13 protein-coding genes and 1 pseudogene are annotated in these 17412 nt (G+C 61.0%); 9 read left to right on the forward strand and 5 right to left on the reverse strand.

All coding sequences use genetic code 11. From position 1 onward, the window contains the following. The first annotated feature begins 209 nt into the window (after positions 1–209). Both ligA and AERO9A_RS15445 read left to right on the forward strand, forming a co-directional pair. On the forward strand, positions 210–2603 hold the full coding sequence (gene ligA, locus AERO9A_RS15440) for an NAD-dependent DNA ligase LigA (protein ID WP_159972828.1): 2394 nt from the start codon (positions 210–212) through the stop codon (positions 2601–2603). A 262-nt stretch (positions 2604–2865) separates the two neighbouring features. Next, complete coding sequence (locus AERO9A_RS15445; RefSeq protein ID WP_159972829.1) at positions 2866–3207, forward strand: tryptophan synthase subunit beta; 342 nt, start codon at positions 2866–2868, stop codon at positions 3205–3207. 48 nt (positions 3208–3255) lie between these two features. Here the strand turns inward: AERO9A_RS15445 and AERO9A_RS15450 are convergent, their stop codons facing one another. Beyond that, positions 3256–3654 carry a YbaN family protein gene (locus AERO9A_RS15450; protein WP_159972830.1) on the reverse strand — a complete coding sequence of 133 codons (399 nt, stop codon included), beginning with the start codon at positions 3652–3654 and terminating at the stop codon, positions 3256–3258. A 16-nt stretch (positions 3655–3670) separates the two neighbouring features. Next, on the reverse strand, positions 3671–4255 hold the full coding sequence (locus AERO9A_RS15455; RefSeq protein ID WP_159972831.1) for a YecA family protein: 585 nt from the start codon (positions 4253–4255) through the stop codon (positions 3671–3673). 191 nt (positions 4256–4446) lie between these two features. Here AERO9A_RS15455 and recQ point away from each other — a divergent pair, with 191 nt between their 5' ends. The 4 genes from recQ (at position 4447) to AERO9A_RS15475 (ending at position 10821) form a co-directional block, all read left to right on the forward strand. After that, on the forward strand, positions 4447–6585 hold the full coding sequence (gene recQ / locus AERO9A_RS15460; protein ID WP_159972832.1) for a DNA helicase RecQ: 2139 nt from the start codon (positions 4447–4449) through the stop codon (positions 6583–6585). 65 nt (positions 6586–6650) lie between these two features. After that, positions 6651–7808 (forward strand): diguanylate cyclase, encoded by a 1158-nt coding sequence (locus AERO9A_RS15465; RefSeq protein ID WP_159972833.1) that lies wholly within the window; start codon positions 6651–6653, stop codon positions 7806–7808. A gap of 97 nt (positions 7809–7905) precedes the next feature. Further along, entirely contained in the window at positions 7906–8337 is a 432-nt protein-coding gene (locus AERO9A_RS15470; RefSeq protein WP_159972834.1) for a MarR family transcriptional regulator, read from the forward strand. Positions 8338–8616: 279 nt separating this feature from the next. Then, positions 8617–10821 (forward strand): FimV/HubP family polar landmark protein, encoded by a 2205-nt coding sequence (locus AERO9A_RS15475; RefSeq protein WP_218580145.1) that lies wholly within the window; start codon positions 8617–8619, stop codon positions 10819–10821. A 55-nt stretch (positions 10822–10876) separates the two neighbouring features. Here the strand turns inward: AERO9A_RS15475 and AERO9A_RS15480 are convergent, their stop codons facing one another. Continuing rightward, positions 10877–13063 (reverse strand): patatin-like phospholipase family protein, encoded by a 2187-nt coding sequence (locus AERO9A_RS15480; RefSeq protein ID WP_159972836.1) that lies wholly within the window; start codon positions 13061–13063, stop codon positions 10877–10879. A 71-nt stretch (positions 13064–13134) separates the two neighbouring features. On the opposite strand from AERO9A_RS15480, the gene AERO9A_RS15485 reads away from it, so the two are divergent. From AERO9A_RS15485 to AERO9A_RS15495, 3 genes and pseudogenes are all read left to right on the forward strand, one after another. Next, positions 13135–13419: a SelT/SelW/SelH family protein gene (locus tag AERO9A_RS15485; protein WP_159972837.1), complete on the forward strand. Its 285-nt coding sequence runs from the start codon at positions 13135–13137 to the stop codon at positions 13417–13419. A gap of 145 nt (positions 13420–13564) precedes the next feature. Then, positions 13565–14386 (forward strand): UDP-2,3-diacylglucosamine diphosphatase, encoded by an 822-nt coding sequence (locus AERO9A_RS15490; protein WP_159972838.1) that lies wholly within the window; start codon positions 13565–13567, stop codon positions 14384–14386. Then, positions 14383–15380, forward strand: a pseudogene (locus AERO9A_RS15495) (glycosyltransferase family 4 protein). The gene AERO9A_RS15490 and the pseudogene AERO9A_RS15495 overlap by 4 nt, the downstream one beginning before the upstream one ends. A gap of 8 nt (positions 15381–15388) precedes the next feature. On the opposite strand, the gene AERO9A_RS15500 reads toward AERO9A_RS15495, so the two are convergent. Together AERO9A_RS15500 and AERO9A_RS15505 are read right to left on the reverse strand one after the other, a co-directional pair. Beyond that, a complete protein-coding gene (locus tag AERO9A_RS15500) occupies positions 15389–16777 on the reverse strand; it encodes an adenylate/guanylate cyclase domain-containing protein (RefSeq protein WP_159972839.1) in 1389 nt (462 codons plus the stop codon). A 206-nt stretch (positions 16778–16983) separates the two neighbouring features. Continuing rightward, a complete protein-coding gene (locus tag AERO9A_RS15505; protein ID WP_159972840.1) occupies positions 16984–17301 on the reverse strand; it encodes an Mpo1-like protein in 318 nt (105 codons plus the stop codon). Between the last annotated feature and the right edge of the window lie 111 nt (positions 17302–17412).

The raw sequence follows: 17412 nt of genomic DNA on the forward strand, positions 1-17412 counted from the left end.
TTGGGCATATCCAGGTTGGATCGGGTTTCTGTAGGAGCGATTCATTCGCGATCTCGTCGCGGGCTTCGCGGATAAATCCGCTCCTACAGGCGTAACGGTGTGGCAATGGGGGAAGTCTCCCTGTGTCAGCTCTTTGCAGAGCCTCGTCGATCAGCGCGGTATGCCCTCGCGTTCTTGCCGCTTGAAGCTTGTCGCTTGAGGCTTATGTGATGACCGACGTTGCCCAACGTATCTCCGCGCTGCGCCAGGAACTGGACGCGCACAACTACCGTTACTACGTGCTGGACGAACCGAGCGTTCCCGATGCCGAGTACGACCGCCTGTTCCGTGAGTTGCAGGCGCTGGAAGCCGAGCATCCCGAACTGGTGACGCCGGATTCGCCGACTCAGCGTGTCGGTGGCGAAGCTCTCAGCGCTTTTGGCGAGGTGCGCCATGAGGTGCCGATGCTCAGCCTCGGCAACGCCTTCGAAGAGCAAGACCTGCAGGCCTTCGACCGCAGTGTGCAGAGTGGCTTGGGGTTGTCGGGTGGCGATCTGTTCGGCGGCGGCGCTGAAGTCGAATACAGTTGCGAGCCCAAGCTCGATGGCCTGGCTGTCAGCCTGCGCTACGAGAATGGTCAACTGGTACGCGGCGCCACCCGTGGTGATGGCGCCACCGGCGAGGACATCACCAGCAACGTGCGTACCATCCGCAACGTGCCGCTCAAGCTGCAAGGTGAGGGGTGGCCACAGGTTCTGGAGGTGCGTGGTGAGGTATTCATGCCCAAGGTCGGCTTCGAGGCGCTCAACGCGCGTCAGGCCGAGGCCGGTGGCAAGACTTTCGCCAACCCGCGTAACGCCGCTGCGGGCAGCTTGCGTCAGCTCGATCCGAAGATCACCGCCAGCCGTCCGCTGGAATTTTGCTGCTATGGCGTCGGTCAGGTCAGCGGCGAACTGCCCGGCACTCAGGTGGCCATGTTGCAACAGCTCAAGGCCTGGGGCATTCCGATTAGCCGCGAACTGAAGCTGGCCAAGGGCGTTGCAGACTGTCTGGCGTATTACCGTGATATCGGTGAGCGGCGCATGAGCCTGGCTTACGACATCGACGGCGTGGTGTTCAAGGTCAATAACATCGAAGACCAGCAACAACTGGGCTTCCGTGCACGCACGCCACATTGGGCCATTGCCCACAAATTTCCGGCGCAGGAAGAGCTGACCGAACTGCTCGGTGTGGAGTTCCAGGTCGGTCGTACTGGCGCGGTGACGCCCGTGGCGCGGCTTAAACCGGTCAAGGTGGCGGGTGTGATGGTGGCCAATGCCACCCTGCACAACATGGATGAGGTGGATCGTCTTGGTGTGAAAATCGGCGATACGGTAATCATTCGCCGCGCTGGCGATGTGATCCCGCAGATCATGGGGGTGGTGCCAGAGCGTCGTCCAGACGGTGCGCAAGATGTGAAAATTCCTGAGCACTGCCCGGTGTGCGGCTCGGCGGTGGAGCGCACGCAACTGATCAAGCGCAGCAAGGGCAAGGAGTCGGTCAGCGAAGGTTCGGTGTATCGCTGCGTCGGTCGTTTAAGCTGCCAGGCGCAGCTCAAACAGGCGATCATCCATTTCGTCTCGCGTCGCGCCATGGACATCGAAGGCCTTGGCGACAAGACCATCGAGCAACTGGTGGACGAGAAGCTGATCGGCTCGCCGGCTGACCTGTACAAACTGACCTTCGAGCAGATCATCGGCCTGGAAGGCTTCGCCGAGGTGTCCAGCAACAAGCTGTTGGCGGCCATCGCCGATAGCAAGCGACCGACCCTGGCGCGCTTTATCTATGCGCTGGGCATTCCCGATGTCGGCGAGGAAACCGCCAAGGTGCTGGCACGCTCGCTCGGGTCGCTGGAACGCATTAAGCAGGCGCTGCCCGAGGTACTGACCTACCTGCCGGATATCGGCCTGGAAGTGGCGCACGAGATTCACAGCTTCTTCGAAGATGACCACAACAAAGAGGTGATCAAGGCGCTGTTGGACGACTGCGGCCTGAAGTTGCAGGAGAAGGGCGAACTGAGCGCCGAGTTCAGTAAGGTCGCTACTCCGGGCGGCATGCTCGAAAAGCTGAACATCCCCAGCGTCGGCCCGGGCGCGGCGCAGAAGCTGGTCGAACGTTTCAAGAGCCTGGATGCCCTGATCGAGGTTTCCAGGCTGGCCGATAAGGATGCTGATGGACAATGGTTGAAGCTGAACAGCTTGGCCGGAGTCAATGAGAAGGCTAAGCAGTCGCTGCGGGCGTTCTTCGCCGATACTGCCAATCAGGCTCGTGCGCGCGCCATCGAGCAGCAACTGCGCGATTTTGGCATGCACTGGGAAAGCGAGAAGAAGGTCGCTGAAGGCCTGCCCCTGGCCGGCCAGACCTGGGTGCTGACAGGCTCGCTGACGGTCAATCGCGATGTGGCCAAGGGCAAGCTGGAAAGCTTGGGCGCTAAAGTGGCCGGTTCGGTGTCGGCTAAAACTCACTGTGTTGTGGCGGGGCCGGGGGCGGGCTCGAAGCTGGCCAAGGCCAGCGAGTTGGGTATCGCGGTGCTGGATGAAGCACAGTTTATCGAGCGTTTGCGGGCATTCGACATCGAGCTTTGAGGCTAATTGGATCAGGGGGTGTGAGATAGCGAAGTATCGAGCCTCTCCTGCGTTCGATTGCTGCTAGTCAGTTTTCACGAGAGGGTCTAAGTTGCCAGTCTCTGCGACATACGCTGGCGTGTGGCGGCATACAACATGACCTGAATCAAATCTAGATGCCTGAAAAACGCATCAGAGTTTTCTTAGTGCGCGCTCTCCACTAGAGTAAAGCTCGCTGCCTCTCCGGCAGTGTGCTTTTTAAGGGCTGTTTGCGGAGGCACCCATGGTTTATGTACAGCGCGACGCTGCCGGTCGCCTGCTGAGAGTTGAGCACGAGCCGTTCGAGGGCATGAGCGAAATGCTTGCGGTTGAAAGCAAGGAACTACATGCCTGGCTTGAGGCTCGCGAAGAGGTCAAGGCGCGCCTTGATAGTCTCAAACAGTCTGACCTGGAGCTTGTGCGGGTACTGGAGGATGTGGTCAGCGTTCTGGTCGAGCGGGGCGTGATCCGTTATACCGATTTGCCCGAAGCGGCACGGCTGAAGCTTGATCGGCGCGCCATTGCGCGGGCCGAAATCGAGGGGTTGAGCGGGTTGCTGGGCGATGATGAGCCCCATCAGGACTAGCGATTTACCCAGGCTGTTGACTGCCGGGCGCTGGCGACGGTTTGGCGCTCAGCGCGTGTGCAGTGTCTTCATGCGCAGTATGTAGAGGCTCACCAGAATGGCGCTGGTGAGCATGAACAGACGCGCCCAGAAGTGCGGCACCAGGTAGCAGGAGAGGGCGATACTCGACCACATCAGTGCCAGCGTATAGACCTTGGCTTTGCGTGGAATGCCCTGGCCGTCGAGGTAGTCGCGAATCCAGGGGCCGAGCTGCGGATGCGTCACCAGCCAGACATAAAAGCGCCGCGAGCTGCGCATGAAGCAGGCCGCAGCTAGCAGCAGGAAGGGTGTGGTCGGCAGCACCGGCAGGAAAATGCCGATAACGCCGAGTGCGATGCTTAGCCAGCCAACCGCCAGCAACGTATAACGCACGCTGCGGTGGCGACTCTCACGGACTTCTCGCGGCATGGCCGGGGCGGATGGCTCAGTGGCGCGGCTTGAGCAGGGCGGGCTTTTCTTCCGGGGCCTGGCACAGCAGGAACAGCGCGGTGAGCAGTTCAGGGATCTGATCGATCATGCTGTCTACCAGATCGTGGTCACGGGCGATCTCGGCGAACTCCTGCTGCTCGTCGAACAGGCCTGAGCCGACCATGATCGGCAGCAACAATTCGCTGACTTCGTCTTCGGCATCCTCGAACCACACGGCTTCGCGCAGAAACACGCCTTCCATAAAGCCGATGCACCAGCCACGCAGGTCGGAGTCGTCCGGCTCCTCTCCGAGGTCTAGGTCGCAGGGCAGCTCGGGTTCTTCCTCGCCTGCTAATTGGCGGGCAATGTGCGCCTTGAGGTGTACCAGAGTGCTTTCGATCTCTTCGCGTTCGGCGTCGCTGCGATAGTGCGGCGGTTCGGCGAACAGCGCGTCGATCCATTCGCGCTCGGGCACCTGTTCGGGGCAGATGGTCAACGCGGTCAGGTAGCCATGGGCGGCCACGTAGTCCAGCGCTTCTTCATGCAGCTCGTCGGCATCGAGGAAGGCTTGCAGGCGGGACAATTGCTCGGCGAAGGACATCGTGGAGTTACCTTGAGGCTGAATGCGAGGCCAGATTCTAGCAGGCTGGGGGCAAACTACCTACGCTGCGATGGGGGCAAGTGCATTGGTCAGTCTTCAGCAGGCTTTGCAGCGTTCCGCCGTGGCAATCGCTCGATGCCCTGCCTGGCGCCAGAGTGCGGCATAATGCGCGGCTCGATTCGGAGGCCTCCATGCTTGACCACGCGCAGCGCATTCTTAAAGACGTTTTCGGCTATGACGCCTTTCGCGGCAACCAGGCCGCGATCATCGAGCGCGTGGCCGCAGGCGGTGATGCCCTGGTACTGATGCCCACTGGTGGTGGCAAGTCGCTGTGCTTCCAGGTGCCGGCGCTGATGCGTGATGGCCTGGCAGTGGTGGTGTCACCGCTGATCGCGCTGATGGACGATCAGGTCGCGACACTTGACGAGCTGGGCGTGGCTGCCGTGGCACTGAACTCGACGCTGAGTGCAGACGAGCAGCGCGAGATTGCCGATCGCATCCGTCGTGGCGAGATCAAGATGCTTTACCTGGCCCCCGAGCGCCTGGTGCAGCCGCGCATGCTGAGCTTCCTGCAGGGGCTGGACATTGCCTTGTTCGCCATCGACGAGGCGCACTGCGTGTCGCAGTGGGGGCATGATTTTCGCCCCGAGTATTTGCAACTCGGCCAACTCGCCGAGCTGTTCCCCGAGGTGCCGCGCATCGCCCTGACCGCGACAGCGGACAAGCGCACTCGCGAGGAGATTGTCCAGCGCTTGCATCTGCAGAACGCTGAGCGCTTTTTGTCCAGCTTCGACCGGCCGAACATCTTCTATCGCATCCAGCCCAAGGATAATCCGCGCAAGCAACTGCTCAGTTTCCTCGCGCCGCGCAAGGGCGATGCCGGCATCGTTTATTGCTTGTCGCGCAAAAAAGTGGAGGAGGTGGCCGAGTTCCTCAGCAGCCAGGGCTACCCGGCGCTGCCGTATCACGCAGGCCTGGCCAACGACCTGCGCGCCTATCACCAGAAGCGCTTTCTCAACGAGGAAGGGCTGATCATGGTCGCCACCATCGCCTTCGGTATGGGCATCGACAAGCCCAACGTGCGCTTCGTCTGCCACCTCGACCTGCCCAAGTCGCTGGAAGCCTACTACCAGGAAACCGGCCGTGCCGGTCGTGACGGTCTGCCAGCCGATGCCTGGATGGCCTACGGCCTGCAGGACGTGATCTTCCTCAAACAGATGCTGGCCAACTCCGAGGGCGACGAGCGGCACAAGCGTATCGAGCAGCACAAGCTCGACGCCATGCTGGCGTTGTGCGAGGAGCCGCACTGCAGGCGCCAGGCGCTGCTGGCCTATTTCGACGAGGAACTGCCGCAGCCCTGCGGCCATTGCGACAATTGCATCGACGGCGTGCAGACCTGGGACGCCACCGAAGCCGCGCGCCAGGCGCTGTCGACCATCTACCGTAGCGGGCAGCGCTACGGCGTCGGCCACCTGGTGGACATCCTTCTGGGGCGCGATAACGAAAAGATCCGCAATGCCGGTCATCAGCATCTCGCCGTGTTCGGCATCGGCAAGGCGCACAACGAGAACGAATGGCGCACGCTGTTTCGCCAATTGGTGGCGCGTGGTCTGGCTGATGTCGACCTGGAAGGCTTCGGCGGTCTGCGTCTGACCGATGCCTGTAGGCCCTTACTGCGCGGTGAGGTGACTCTGCAACTGCGTCATGATCCCAAGCCAGCACAGAGCGCCAAGGCGTCGTCTTCCGGCAGCGCCGCCAGCCAACTGGTGCGTGGCCACGAGCGCGAGATGTGGGAGGCGCTGCGCAGCTTGCGGCGCAAGCTGGCCGAGGAGCATAGCGTGCCGCCTTATGTGATCTTCCCCGATGCCACGCTGCTGGAAATGCTGCGTAGCCAGCCGGAGTCGCTCGGTGACATGGCTCAGGTGAGCGGCGTTGGCGCGCGCAAGCTGGAACGCTACGGTCAGGCCTTTCTCGACGTACTCAATGGCGGCGCCGAAACGGTTTCGCCCGCACCGGTTGCCGATCTGCGCCATGAACTGGTCAGCCTGGCGCGTGCCGGGATGACGCCTGCGCAAATCGCCAGTCAACTGAGCTGCAGTGAACGCAACGTCTATAGTTTGTTGGCTGAGGCCATCGCCAAGCAGCAGCTAAGCCTGGAGCAGGCGCTGGATCTGCCCGAAGCGTTACTCGGTGACATTCAGGATGCCTTTCTCGATGGCGAAGGCGAGTTGCCGAGCGTGAGCGAGATCGCGCCGTTGTTCGCTGGCCGAGTCGATGAGGCTGTGCTGTACTGCGTGCGCGCGGCGCTACAGGCTGAGTTCGAGGGTTGATATGCACTGGCAGGCCGTGAAGGTCGCCCCTGCGTAAGGCGTAGGTGGTGGGCCGAGGAGGTAGGTTGTCGACTTATCATGCGTGGCTCAAGGATGTGCTTCCCAACCGTTATGCCGAACAACTGGATCAGGGGTTTCGGCGCTTGTCCTTCTGCGGCGCGCTGGAGAGTGAATATCGCGCCTACCTGATTGAAGACCGCTTCGAAATCAAGCGCATCGCGCTGATCGTTGCCGTCCTGATCTGGTCGGCATTCGCCGTGCTGGATGTCCTGCTCATGGGCGCGCCTCAGCTCGGCTGGATCCTCGCTATTCGTCTGGTTGTTCTGGCATTAGTGCTGGTGTTCGGCCGACTGATTCTCCAGCGGCTTTATCCGCGTTTGCTGCAAACGCTGAGCATGGCCTGCATCGTCGCGATTGGTTTAGGTGCGGCGTTAATTGTCGCGGTCGCACATGTGCACGATCCCAGCTACCCATACGAGGGGTTGCTGCTGATAAGCATTGCCGCTTACTTCCTGATTGGTCTGCGGCTCAGTGAAGCAATCATTTGCTCGCTGATTATCCTGTTGGTTTATATCGCGTTGGAGTGCTGGGCCGGTTTGCCGTTGTCGCGGTTGGTCAACAACGTCATGTTTCTGCTGTTCGGTAACCTGCTTGGCGCTGTGGGCTGCTACCTGCTGGAGTACAAGTCACGCGAGCATTTTCTGGTCAGTAATCTCATGCGCCTGCTGGCTGATCGCGACAGTCTCACGGGGCTGCATAACCGGCGCAGTTTCAATCGTCAGCTCGAGCGTCTCTGGCGTCAGGCGCAAGGTCATGATGAGTCGTTGGCACTGCTGCTGTGCGATGCCGACCACTTCAAACTCTACAACGACCGTTACGGCCATCAGGCCGGTGACTTGGCGTTGCAGCAGATCGCCCGTTTGCTGGAGCGGGTCGCCCAGCGTCCACTCGATTGTGCCGTACGCCTGGGCGGTGAGGAGTTCGCCGTGTTGCTGTTTGATACCCCGCTAGAGCAAGCCCGGCAGGTTGCCGAGTCAATACGTGAGGCCATGGTGGCGCTGGCTTTGCCCCATGAGGCGACTGCAACCGCAGTGCTGACGTTATCTTTGGGGGTGGCTGTCATGCAGCCACGTGAAGGTGACGAATTTAGCCAGCTATACATTCAGGCTGACCGTGCGTTGTACGAGGCCAAAGCAGGGGGGCGAAATCGTGTCGGCGGCTAAGTGGAAATAGGGCGCGACAATCTACGGGGTTGCTCTGAGCGAAGGGTTATGGCTAGCTAGCTAATAATTAGTTTTTGACCTTTGTAAGAGCCCGTTCATGTCTTACCCCGATCAACACCGCTTTGCCATGCAGGTCGCGCAATTGTCGCGAGCCTGGCGCTCTGAACTCGACCGTCGCCTGGTCGGTCTGGGGCTTTCCCAGGCGCGCTGGTTGGTGCTGCTGCACCTGGCGCGCTTTTCTGAAATGCCGACTCAGCGCGAGTTGGCGCAAAGCGTTGGTGTCGAGGGGCCGACATTGGCCCGACTGCTCGACAGCCTGGAAGCCCAGGAACTGGTAACGCGTGTTGCTGTACCAGAAGATCGGCGTGCCAAGAAAATTGCCCTGCAACCTAAGGCGCAACCGCTGATCGAGAAGATCGAAGCCATTTCCACGCAATTGCGCCAGGAGGTTTTCGCCGGTATCGACGAAGACGACCTGCGCCGCAGCCAGCTTGTGCATGCTCGTGTCCTCGCGAATTTGACCAAGTGACGGGCAAAAGTGGGCGTTTGCGTGGCAAACGCTGCTGTCCGTCGCTATGGCGCCCGTTTTTTGACTGAAAGCGCTTGCTGGCTTTGGGCCTTCGTCGGCAAACTGGCGTCCTTGGCTGCTTTGTGAGGCAGTCGTCATAAGTGTGGAGTGGTTCGGCGTTAAACCGACATCATTTCTCTTGAGGCGTGGATCTATCGCTTCGTGCGCTAATCTTTTGGCAAGGGTATGCCCGGACACGATGCTGAAGGCGCCGTGCAATGCGCAAAATGTGGAGGTCACATGGCTCGGATGCGTAAATTGGTTTTGGCAGTGGCCTCGGGTTCGGCTCTTTACTCCGGTATGGCGCCCGCGCTGGGGTTGGGGGAGATTACCCTGCATTCGGCACTGAGCCAGCCACTTGATGCAGAAATCGAGCTGTTGCAGGTTGGCGACTTGGCCACATCGGATATGCATATTCGTTTGGCTCCGGCTGACGTTTTTGCACGCTCGGGCGTGGAGCGTTTCTACTTTCTCAATGACTTGCGTTTCACCCCTATCCTGCGTGGGTCGCGTAGCGTGATTCGCGTGGCGTCTAGCAAGCCCGTACGCGAGCCTTACCTGAATTTCATCGTCGAAGTGGCGCGTCCAGGTGGCCAGCTTTATCGCGAATACACGGTGCTCCTAGATCCGCCGGGCTCGACTGCCTACAGCACCAGTGCCGCGCCTATCGTTGCGCCTGCCAGTGCACGGCAGCAAGCGGTTGCCTCGATGCCAGCGAAGAGCCCGCCAGTGCCCACGCGCCGACCGCCAGCCGCTTTAGGGCAGCGCTACAGTGTGCAGCGTGGCGACAGTCTCTGGCGCATTGCCGGGCATCTCATCGCCTCTGGCAGCCCTGCCAGTCGCGAGTCCTTGATGGCGGATATCTTTGCGTTGAACCCGACGGCCTTCGTGGGGGGGGATCGCCACCGTCTACGGGTTGATCAAAACTTGTTGTTGCCGGATTCTGCTGCACCTGCTGCACCTGCTGCACCTGCTGCACCTGCTGCACCTGCTGCACCTGCTGCACCTGCTGCACCTGCTGCACCTGCTGCACCTGCTGCACCTGTTGTGACAGATGTTGCGTCGCCAGTTTCCAGCGAGCAGGCTGCTCCGGCTGCTCCGGCTGCTCCGGCTGCTCCGGCTGCTCCGGCTGCTCCGGCTGCTCCGGCTGCTCCGGCTGCTCCGGCTGTCGAGGCAGCGGCTGCGCCTTCTAGCGTGTCGACACCAGCCTCGAACGAGGTGGCAAACACACCCGTGTTGCCCGATGCGTTGGGAGCTGAGACGCCTGCACCTGCGCCGCTTAGTGAAGAGGTTGCGCAGGTCAACGCGCAATTGCAGAGCGTGACTGACCAGAATGCTCAATTGCAGTCGGCGCTTAGTCAGATGCAGAGCCAACTGGATGAACTGCGTCAGCAGATGGCAGAGAAAGATCGCCAACTCGCGGTGATTTCTCAGGAAATGGCGCAGCGACCAGCAGGTGAGGAGGGTGCGGCGCCGAACGAAACGGCCCCAAGTTCATCCTTTGGCTGGAGCTTTTGGCTGGTGGCGGGGCTGCCTTTGCTTGGGCTAGCACTGTTCGGCTTGTTGGTTGCGTACCGCCGTCGAGCCGAGGAGCAGTCGCTTGAGCCGCAGGATGATATCCCGGTCGCGCCGCCTGCTGCCGAGCCCGCTATGGTCAGCCGTCCAGTGGTCGTCGAACCCGCGGCTGAGCCCGATCCGTTGGAAGGCGCTAACGTCTACATCGCCTATGGCCGTTTTGCCGAGGCAGCCAGTGCTCTGCGCCGCTCCGTCGAGCGTTATCCGCAGCGTGCCGATTTGCGCCTGCGCCTGAGTGAGGTTTATGGCGAACTCGGTGACGAGTCTGCGTTTCTTGAGCAGGAGAAAGCGTTGCTGGAGTTGGGAGTGCCGCCGGCTCGCCTCGAACCGATCAAGGCTCGTTACTTTGCTGATCGTCGTGATACTGCCGTGCGGCAGCCAGCATTCGTAGAGCCGGAAGCGGCCGAGCCGTTGGTCGACAGTGATTTCCAGCTAAATCTGGACGATTTGTCGCTCGATGCCGACTGGGATCTGGTCAGCCCATTCAAGGCCGAGACGCCAGCCCGTCTGAAAAAGAAGGAAGAAGAGGCTGCGCATGACGAGCATTTCGCCAGCAACCTGCAAGAGCTGCCGGAAGTTTTCGAAATGGACATGGATCAAAGCACACCACCTGTCGCCGAGGTGGATGAGTATGTGCTCGACGAGCAGTTCCTCGATGCTTTCGCTGATGAGCTTGAGCAACCTCAGCAGCCAATCGACCTCGATCATCTGGCTGGCAACCCCGAGCATATGACCAAGCTGAATCAGGCTTTGGCCTATATCAAGCAGGGCAATATCGCCGAGGCTTGCGACATCCTCAATGAAGTCATCGACGAGGGCGATGAGCAAGAGAAGCAGGCCGCGCGCCTGCTGCTCGCGGAGATTGCCTGAGCTAGAGCGCTTGGGTTCAACGACAAGGCCGCGCACTCTGCGCGGCCTTGTCGTTTCAGAAGCTCCTGCCCAGATTTAGGTACAACGCCTTTTCCCGCTCGTCGTTGAGGCCGTAGCTGAAGTTCAGCGGGCCGAGCGGCGTATCGAGTCCGAGGAAGATGCTGGCGGCATTGATGTAGCCGCTGTCGAATGCGTTGTCATTGTTCCAGGCGCGCCCGCGCTCCAGCGACATGCCCAGATACAGCGGGAAGTCCAGCGGCAGCAGCGAGTGCTGAGTCAGGCGGCGGTAGTAGATCATTCGCGCCAGGGCTATGTTCTGTCCGCTCAGTGCATCCTGACGGAAGCCCGACAATTGTTGGGCACCGCCGAGGGTGAAGCCGGATGTAACCACGTCGGCTTCGTCCAGAGTACGGCCATAGAGACCGCCGAGAATCCAGGAGTTGCTTTCATGGCTGAAGGCTTTGTTCAACTCCACTTGCCAGCGGCGATAGTCCTGATCCGAGTCGAGCCCCTTGTCGTATTTGCGCAGTTGCAGATTGATCTCTTCACCCTGGCGCGGGAAGTCGACGTTATCCAGGGTGTCGAAGGAGTACTTCAATTCGTAGTAGCCCTCGTTAAAGCTGAAGCTCGGCAGGTCGCGCTCACCAACGCGAACGTCCGCTTCGCCCCAGGCCTGGCCGATGCCGAAACGAATTTCACCGTTGTTGGCGATCTGCCGCCCTAGGTTGATGCCGTAGCCGTAGCGTTCCAGGCGATATTCGGCGATGGGGTCGTTATCGAGAATGGACTCGATGTTACGTGCCTCGCCCGACAGGTAAGGGGCGACGAAGTAGCGCGAGCCAGAGTCCAGCGGCTGATAGAACTCGCTGTACAGCTCCTGGCGGTCGCCCAGTTGCAGGCGGGTCAGCCATTCGGCGCCGAGTTCGTTGATGCCGTTGATGCGATAGCTGGCGCCGATGTTGAAGGCGCTGTCGCCGCGCATATCATCGGCCAGGTTCAGGCCTATGCGCAGGTAGTCGGTGCCGGTGCGCCGACCGCGCGCATCGATCACCAGAGCGCTGCCGTGTTCGTCCAGTGGGGTGATGCGGTATTGCACGCGCTCGAAATAGTCCAGGCCATAGAGCGTGCCCATGTCCTTTTGCAGGCGTCCGAGATCCAGCGGTTTGTTCAGCGGTTGACGGATGTGGCTGAGGATCACCGCATCGCCGACCTTGGAGTCGTTCTCCACGCGGATTTCGCGGATCAGCGGATTACGCTGCTCGCGTGAGCGCGCCACGGCCAGCGCCGGGCTACCGCCGCCTGGCTGGACAAGGCGTGCCAGGGCGGCGCTGAGCGCCTCGGTGGCGCGGTAACCGGCGTCGATCATCTGCTCGGCGCGGTTGAAGTCGGCTACACCATAACCGGCCAGCGGTGGGGTGATAAGCACATCATTCGGGGTCAGGGTCTTGAGTTGTTCTTCCGAGTTCTTGCGCGTCATCAGGGTGATCGACTGGTTCATCACATCGACCACCGTGGTTAACTCGTCCACGGGGCGCAACGGGGTGCCGAGATCGACCACGATGACCCGGTCGACGCCCATCTGCCGGGCTACATCGATGGGAATGTTGTTGACCATGCCGCCATCGACCAGCAGGCGGCCATCGAGCGCCACCGGCGCGAATACCGCCGGAATCGACATGCTGGCGCGCATCGCCTGAGGGAGGTGGCCGCTACGCAGGATCACCTCTTCACCGGTGGCGATATCGGTGGCTACGGCATGGAAGGGGATCGGCAGGCGGTCGAAGTTGCGCGTGTCGCTGCGGTGCACCAGCAGGGTTTCCAGCAGCATGGCCAGATTCTGCCCCTGAATTACGCCCAGTGGCAGACCGAGGCTGCCGTCATCACGGAAGCTGAGTTTCTGCTTGATCAGAAAGTCGCGATCATCCTGCTTGCGGCGAAAGGGAATGTCTTCGCGCGGTGGCGAATCGGAAAGTGCCTGTTGCCAATCCAACTGCAGCGCCAGTTGTTCCAGTTCTTCGACCCGGTAACCGGCTGCGTAGAGCCCGCCGATGATGGCTCCCATGCTGGTGCCGGCGATGGCGTCGATGCGAATGCCCTGGCGCTCCAGTGACTTGAGTACGCCGATGTGCGCCAGGCCGCGAGCGGCGCCACCGGAGAGCACCAGGCCGATTCTTTCCTCGGCATAAGTTGGCAGACTGAGCAGAGCAAGGAAAACGAGCAGCAGGTTGAGCAGGCGAGGCATGACGAATACCGGATGAGGCAGACACAAAGGTCGCTATTATAGGCACCCGCTTCGCCCATCAGAGCCTGTTTATGTCAGATCCCAAACCGGAAATCGTCATCACCTATTGCACCCAGTGCCAGTGGCTGCTGCGTGCCGCCTGGTTGGCTCAGGAGCTGCTCAGCACTTTCGCCGACGACCTGGGCCGGGTCAGCCTAGAGCCGGGCTCCGGCGGGGTGTTCCGTATCTTCTGCAATGATGTACAGGTCTGGGAGCGCAAGGCGGATGGCGGCTTTCCCGAGGCCAAGGTGCTCAAGCAGCGTGTGCGCGACCTCATCGACCCGGACCGTGATCTGGGGCATAACGACCGCCCTTGAGGCTCTGCCTGGCAGCGTATGAATGATCCGTTGCGAATCGTAGGCGTTGTTCTACGATCGTGCATGTCATTCGATGGTCTTTTACTTGTCACATAGCGTTCACCGCTAAGCCTCAAGCTTGTCTAAAACCAGCCGGAGGCCGCCTATGACCAGCGCCCAGCTCGCCAAGCCCAGCCGTAAGCAACGGGTCCGTACCTTGTGGATCTCCGACGTGCATCTCGGCACGCGGGATTGCCAGGCCGAACACTTGTCGGCCTTTCTCAAGCGCTATCACGCCGACCGCATCTATCTGGTCGGCGATATCATCGACGGCTGGAAGCTGCGCGGCGGTATCTACTGGCCGCAGGCGCACACCAACGTGATTCGTCGTCTGCTGACCATGAGCAAGCGCGGCACCGAGGTGGTCTACGTCACCGGCAACCATGATGAGTTCCTGCGCCGCTATTCCAGCCTGCTGCTGGGCAATATCCAGTTGGTCGATGAGGCGGTGCACGTGACCGCCGACGGTCGCCGCCTGTTGGTGATTCATGGCGATCAGTTCGATGTGATTACCCGCTACCACCGCTGGCTGGCCTTCCTCGGCGATTCGGCCTACGAGTTCACCCTGACCCTCAACCGCTGGCTCAATCATTGGCGGCGCCGTTACGGTTACGGCTACTGGTCGTTGTCGGCCTACCTCAAGCACAAGGTCAAGACGGCGGTGAATTTCATCAGCGACTTCGAGGAAGCCATCGCTCATGAATGCGTCAAGCGTGGGCTCGATGGCGTGGTCTGCGGGCACATCCACCATGCCGAGATTCGTCAGGTCGGCGGCGTGGAATACCTGAACTGCGGCGATTGGGTGGAGTCCTGTACGGCGCTGATCGAGCACTGGGATGGGCAGATCGAGCTGTATCGCCTGGCCGAGGCGCAGGCGCGTGAGGTTGAACAGGACCGCGCCGCCGCGCTGCTTGAGCCGGGCGCATGAGGGTTTTGATTGTCAGCGATGCCTGGTCACCAGCCTGGCGGCGCTGGTGCGTGAGCTGCGCGGTCTGAGGCATCAGGTGAAACTGCTGTCACCTGCCGGTTTTCGCAGCCTGCCGTGCCCGACCTACCCGGAAATCCCGCTGGTGTGGGATCTGTGGCGCGTCGGCGCGGCGATTCGTGATTACCGCCCCGACTGCGTGCATATCGCCACCGAAGGGCCGCTTGGCTGGGCGGCTCGGCGCTGGCTGGTCAAGCGTGGGCTGGCTTTCTCGACGGCTATCCATACGCGCTTTCCCGAATACGTCAGCACCCGCTGGCCCTGGATCGCGCCACGCTGGGGCTATGCCTTCCTGCGCGCCTTCCATCGTCCCAGTCAGGTGGTGCTGGTGACCACCGAAGCGGCTGCGCGAGGAGTTCGCCAGTTGGGATTTCGCGGGTCTGCAGCGATGGCGCAAGGGCGCCGATACTGCGCTGTTTCGCCCGGATAACCAGCGTCTGCGGCCTGCTCTGCCGGTGTTTTTGTATGTCGGGCGCATCGCCGCGGAAAAGAAATTACCGGCCTTTCTCGATCTGGATTTGCCGGGCGAGAAGTGGGTGGTGGGTGATGGCCCGCAGCGTGAGGCGTTGCAGCTCCAGTATCCGCAGGTGCGTTTTCTCGGTTACCGCCATGCTCAGGCACTGGCTGAGGTTTATCAGGATGCCTCGGTGCTGGTCTTCCCTTCGCGCACCGATATCTACGGTCTGGTGATGCTGGAGGCGTTGGCCTGTGGCGCGCCCGTAGCTGCCTCCCGGTCGCGGGGCCGCAGGATGTACTGCAGGCGGGGGTGAGTGGGGTGATGGACGAGGATCTGCGCGCTGCCTCTCTGGCAGCGCTAGAGCTCGATCGCGAGCGCTACGCTGCGGCGCAGTCCTGGCGTGCCTCGGCGCTGGAGTTCCTCGCCCTGCAGCCGCTGATCAATGGCGAGCCTGCGTTGGCGGCAGCGCTGGGGACGTAGGTGCAGGCTTACAGAATAATCTTGTCGCGTAGCTTCTCGGCAGCCTGATTGAGCGCCTGGATCACCCGCTCCTTGTCGTAGTTTTGGATGCCGTTGGTGTCCAGGTACATGGAGAAGCCCGGTAGCTCGTGCTCGACGTAGCTGGAGGTGGCGCCGAGGTCGCGGCGGAAATCCACCACCTGATAGATCTGCACCGGGCGGGTGAAGCCTTTGACCGTAATCTGGCCTTTGTCGCGGCACATGATCACGTCTTTGACCAGTGAGTAGGCCTCGTGGGAAATGAGGATCTCGCCGGCTTCGGCGGCGCTTTCCAGGCGACTGGCTAGGTTCACTTCGCGGCCAACGATGGTGTAGTCCATGCGTGTGTCGGCGCCAAAGTTGCCCACCGTGCAATAACCGGTGTTCAGGCCCATGCGGATTTCCAGTGGCTTGGTGATGCCCTGAGCACGCCATTGCTGGCGCAGCACTTTCATGTGCTTGCGCATGGCGATGGCCATGGACACGGCGGCCACGGCATCCTTCTTGGCGCCCAGGCTGCTGGGGTCGCCGAAGAACACCATGACGCTGTCACCGATGAACTTGTCGATGGTGCCGCCGTATTTCAGGGCGATCTTCGACATCTCGTTGAGGTAGGTGTTGAGCAGGTCGGTGAGTTGCTCGGCTTCCAGCTCTTCGGTCAGTTCGGTGAAGCCCTTGATGTCGGAGAAGAACACCGTGAGCTTCTTGCGCTGGGTCTCCAGGCGCACGCTCTTCTTGCCACTGAAGATCGATTCCCACACCTGCGGCGACAGGTACTTGGCCAGGTTGCGTGCCAGGCGTGCGGCCTTTTCCTGCTCGCGCTTGATCTCCACGCGTACCTGCGCCAGGCGTAGACCCTGTTGGTGCATGAAGTAGGCGGTGATGCCGATATACAGCGCGGTGAAGAAGATGCTCGCCATGCTTACGGTGGTCGGGGTATCGACCGTTAGATGGAGGTTGGTCACGGCGGTGCACAGCAAACTGGCGCTGAGGGTGGCCAGCAGGGCGATACCCAGATAACGCAGGCCACCAATCACCAGCGCACTGAAGCTCAGAATCAGCAGGAGCATCGAGCTGGGCACGCTGGAAAAGCCCATCAAGGCTGCTGAGATACCAACATGCAAGGCATCGATGAACAGCAGGGCCAGATCGGTTTGTTGCGGGTGATCGTTCTTGAAGCGGCGGCTGACCTGATAGGCCAGGTGTGGATAGAGCAGGGCGTAGGGGACAACCCACAGGATGTCGTAGGTGAAGTGCCCGACTGCCGTGCCTGCGGCGATGCTGGCTGCCGTGGTGATGTAGGCAAGCACTCGGGAGTAGTATTCGCGCAGCGGCGGCGTCGGCAGACTACTGGATCGGCTTGAGGTGGCTGGCTTCATTCGCGCTAGGGATCCCTGATTGGGCGCCTTTTTCAGGCGCCTGAGCGGTCTGCGACACCCGAACCAGAGGCCGGGTGGGCGGGGATCATAACCAAGGGGACAAGAAGCAGCCAAGCATCACCGCCGAACGGCACAAGGCCAGCATACCGGCGGTCGCGTGCTGTTATGCCCTGCCTGCAGGAAACTGAGCGAACGCAGAGGGCCTGTTAGAAGCGAATGCGACCAGTACAAACATCCTTGAGCATCACCCAATCGCCCATCAGGCTATACAGCGGATATTGAAAGGTCGCTGGGCGGTTTTTCTCGAAGATGAAGTGCCCGACCCAGGCGAAGCCGTAACCGGCCAGCGGCATGGCCAGCAACCACAGCCACTGCTGGGTTAGCAGGGCATAGGCGAGGATCGCCAGCACCAGCAGGCTGCCGACATAGTGCAGGCGACGACAGGTGGCGTTACTGTGCTCCTGCAGATAGTAGGGATAGAACTCGGCGAAGCTCTGGAAGCGTTCGGCGGTTTGGGCGGTCATGGCGCACCTCCTGTTATTGTCGAACTCAGTTTAGAAGAGTGCTCTGTAGGGACCAGTGACTTGCAGGGCCAGTCTTGTATCCTTGCGCCGCCAGCCCGCACAAAAACACAA

The sequence above is a fragment of the Pseudomonas sp. 8Z genome, assembly GCF_902506535.1.
Lineage (GTDB): Bacteria > Pseudomonadota > Gammaproteobacteria > Pseudomonadales > Pseudomonadaceae > Aquipseudomonas.

Bases quoted from the DNA above. Each gene is read 5' to 3' on its own strand.
- ligA (WP_159972828.1), top strand. From the start codon at position 210: ATGACCGACGTTGCCCAACGTATCTCCGCGCTGCGCCAGGAACTGGAC.
- AERO9A_RS15445 (WP_159972829.1), top strand. From the start codon at position 2,866: ATGGTTTATGTACAGCGCGACGCTGCCGGTCGCCTGCTGAGAGTTGAG.
- AERO9A_RS15450 (WP_159972830.1), bottom strand. From the start codon at position 3,654: ATGCCGCGAGAAGTCCGTGAGAGTCGCCACCGCAGCGTGCGTTATACG.
- AERO9A_RS15455 (WP_159972831.1), bottom strand. From the start codon at position 4,255: ATGTCCTTCGCCGAGCAATTGTCCCGCCTGCAAGCCTTCCTCGATGCC.
- recQ (WP_159972832.1), top strand. From the start codon at position 4,447: ATGCTTGACCACGCGCAGCGCATTCTTAAAGACGTTTTCGGCTATGAC.
- AERO9A_RS15470 (WP_159972834.1), top strand. From the start codon at position 7,906: ATGTCTTACCCCGATCAACACCGCTTTGCCATGCAGGTCGCGCAATTG.
- AERO9A_RS15475 (WP_218580145.1), top strand. From the start codon at position 8,617: ATGGCTCGGATGCGTAAATTGGTTTTGGCAGTGGCCTCGGGTTCGGCT.
- AERO9A_RS15480 (WP_159972836.1), bottom strand. From the start codon at position 13,063: ATGCCTCGCCTGCTCAACCTGCTGCTCGTTTTCCTTGCTCTGCTCAGT.
- AERO9A_RS15485 (WP_159972837.1), top strand. From the start codon at position 13,135: ATGTCAGATCCCAAACCGGAAATCGTCATCACCTATTGCACCCAGTGC.
- AERO9A_RS15490 (WP_159972838.1), top strand. From the start codon at position 13,565: ATGACCAGCGCCCAGCTCGCCAAGCCCAGCCGTAAGCAACGGGTCCGT.
- AERO9A_RS15500 (WP_159972839.1), bottom strand. From the start codon at position 16,777: ATGAAGCCAGCCACCTCAAGCCGATCCAGTAGTCTGCCGACGCCGCCG.
- AERO9A_RS15505 (WP_159972840.1), bottom strand. From the start codon at position 17,301: ATGACCGCCCAAACCGCCGAACGCTTCCAGAGCTTCGCCGAGTTCTAT.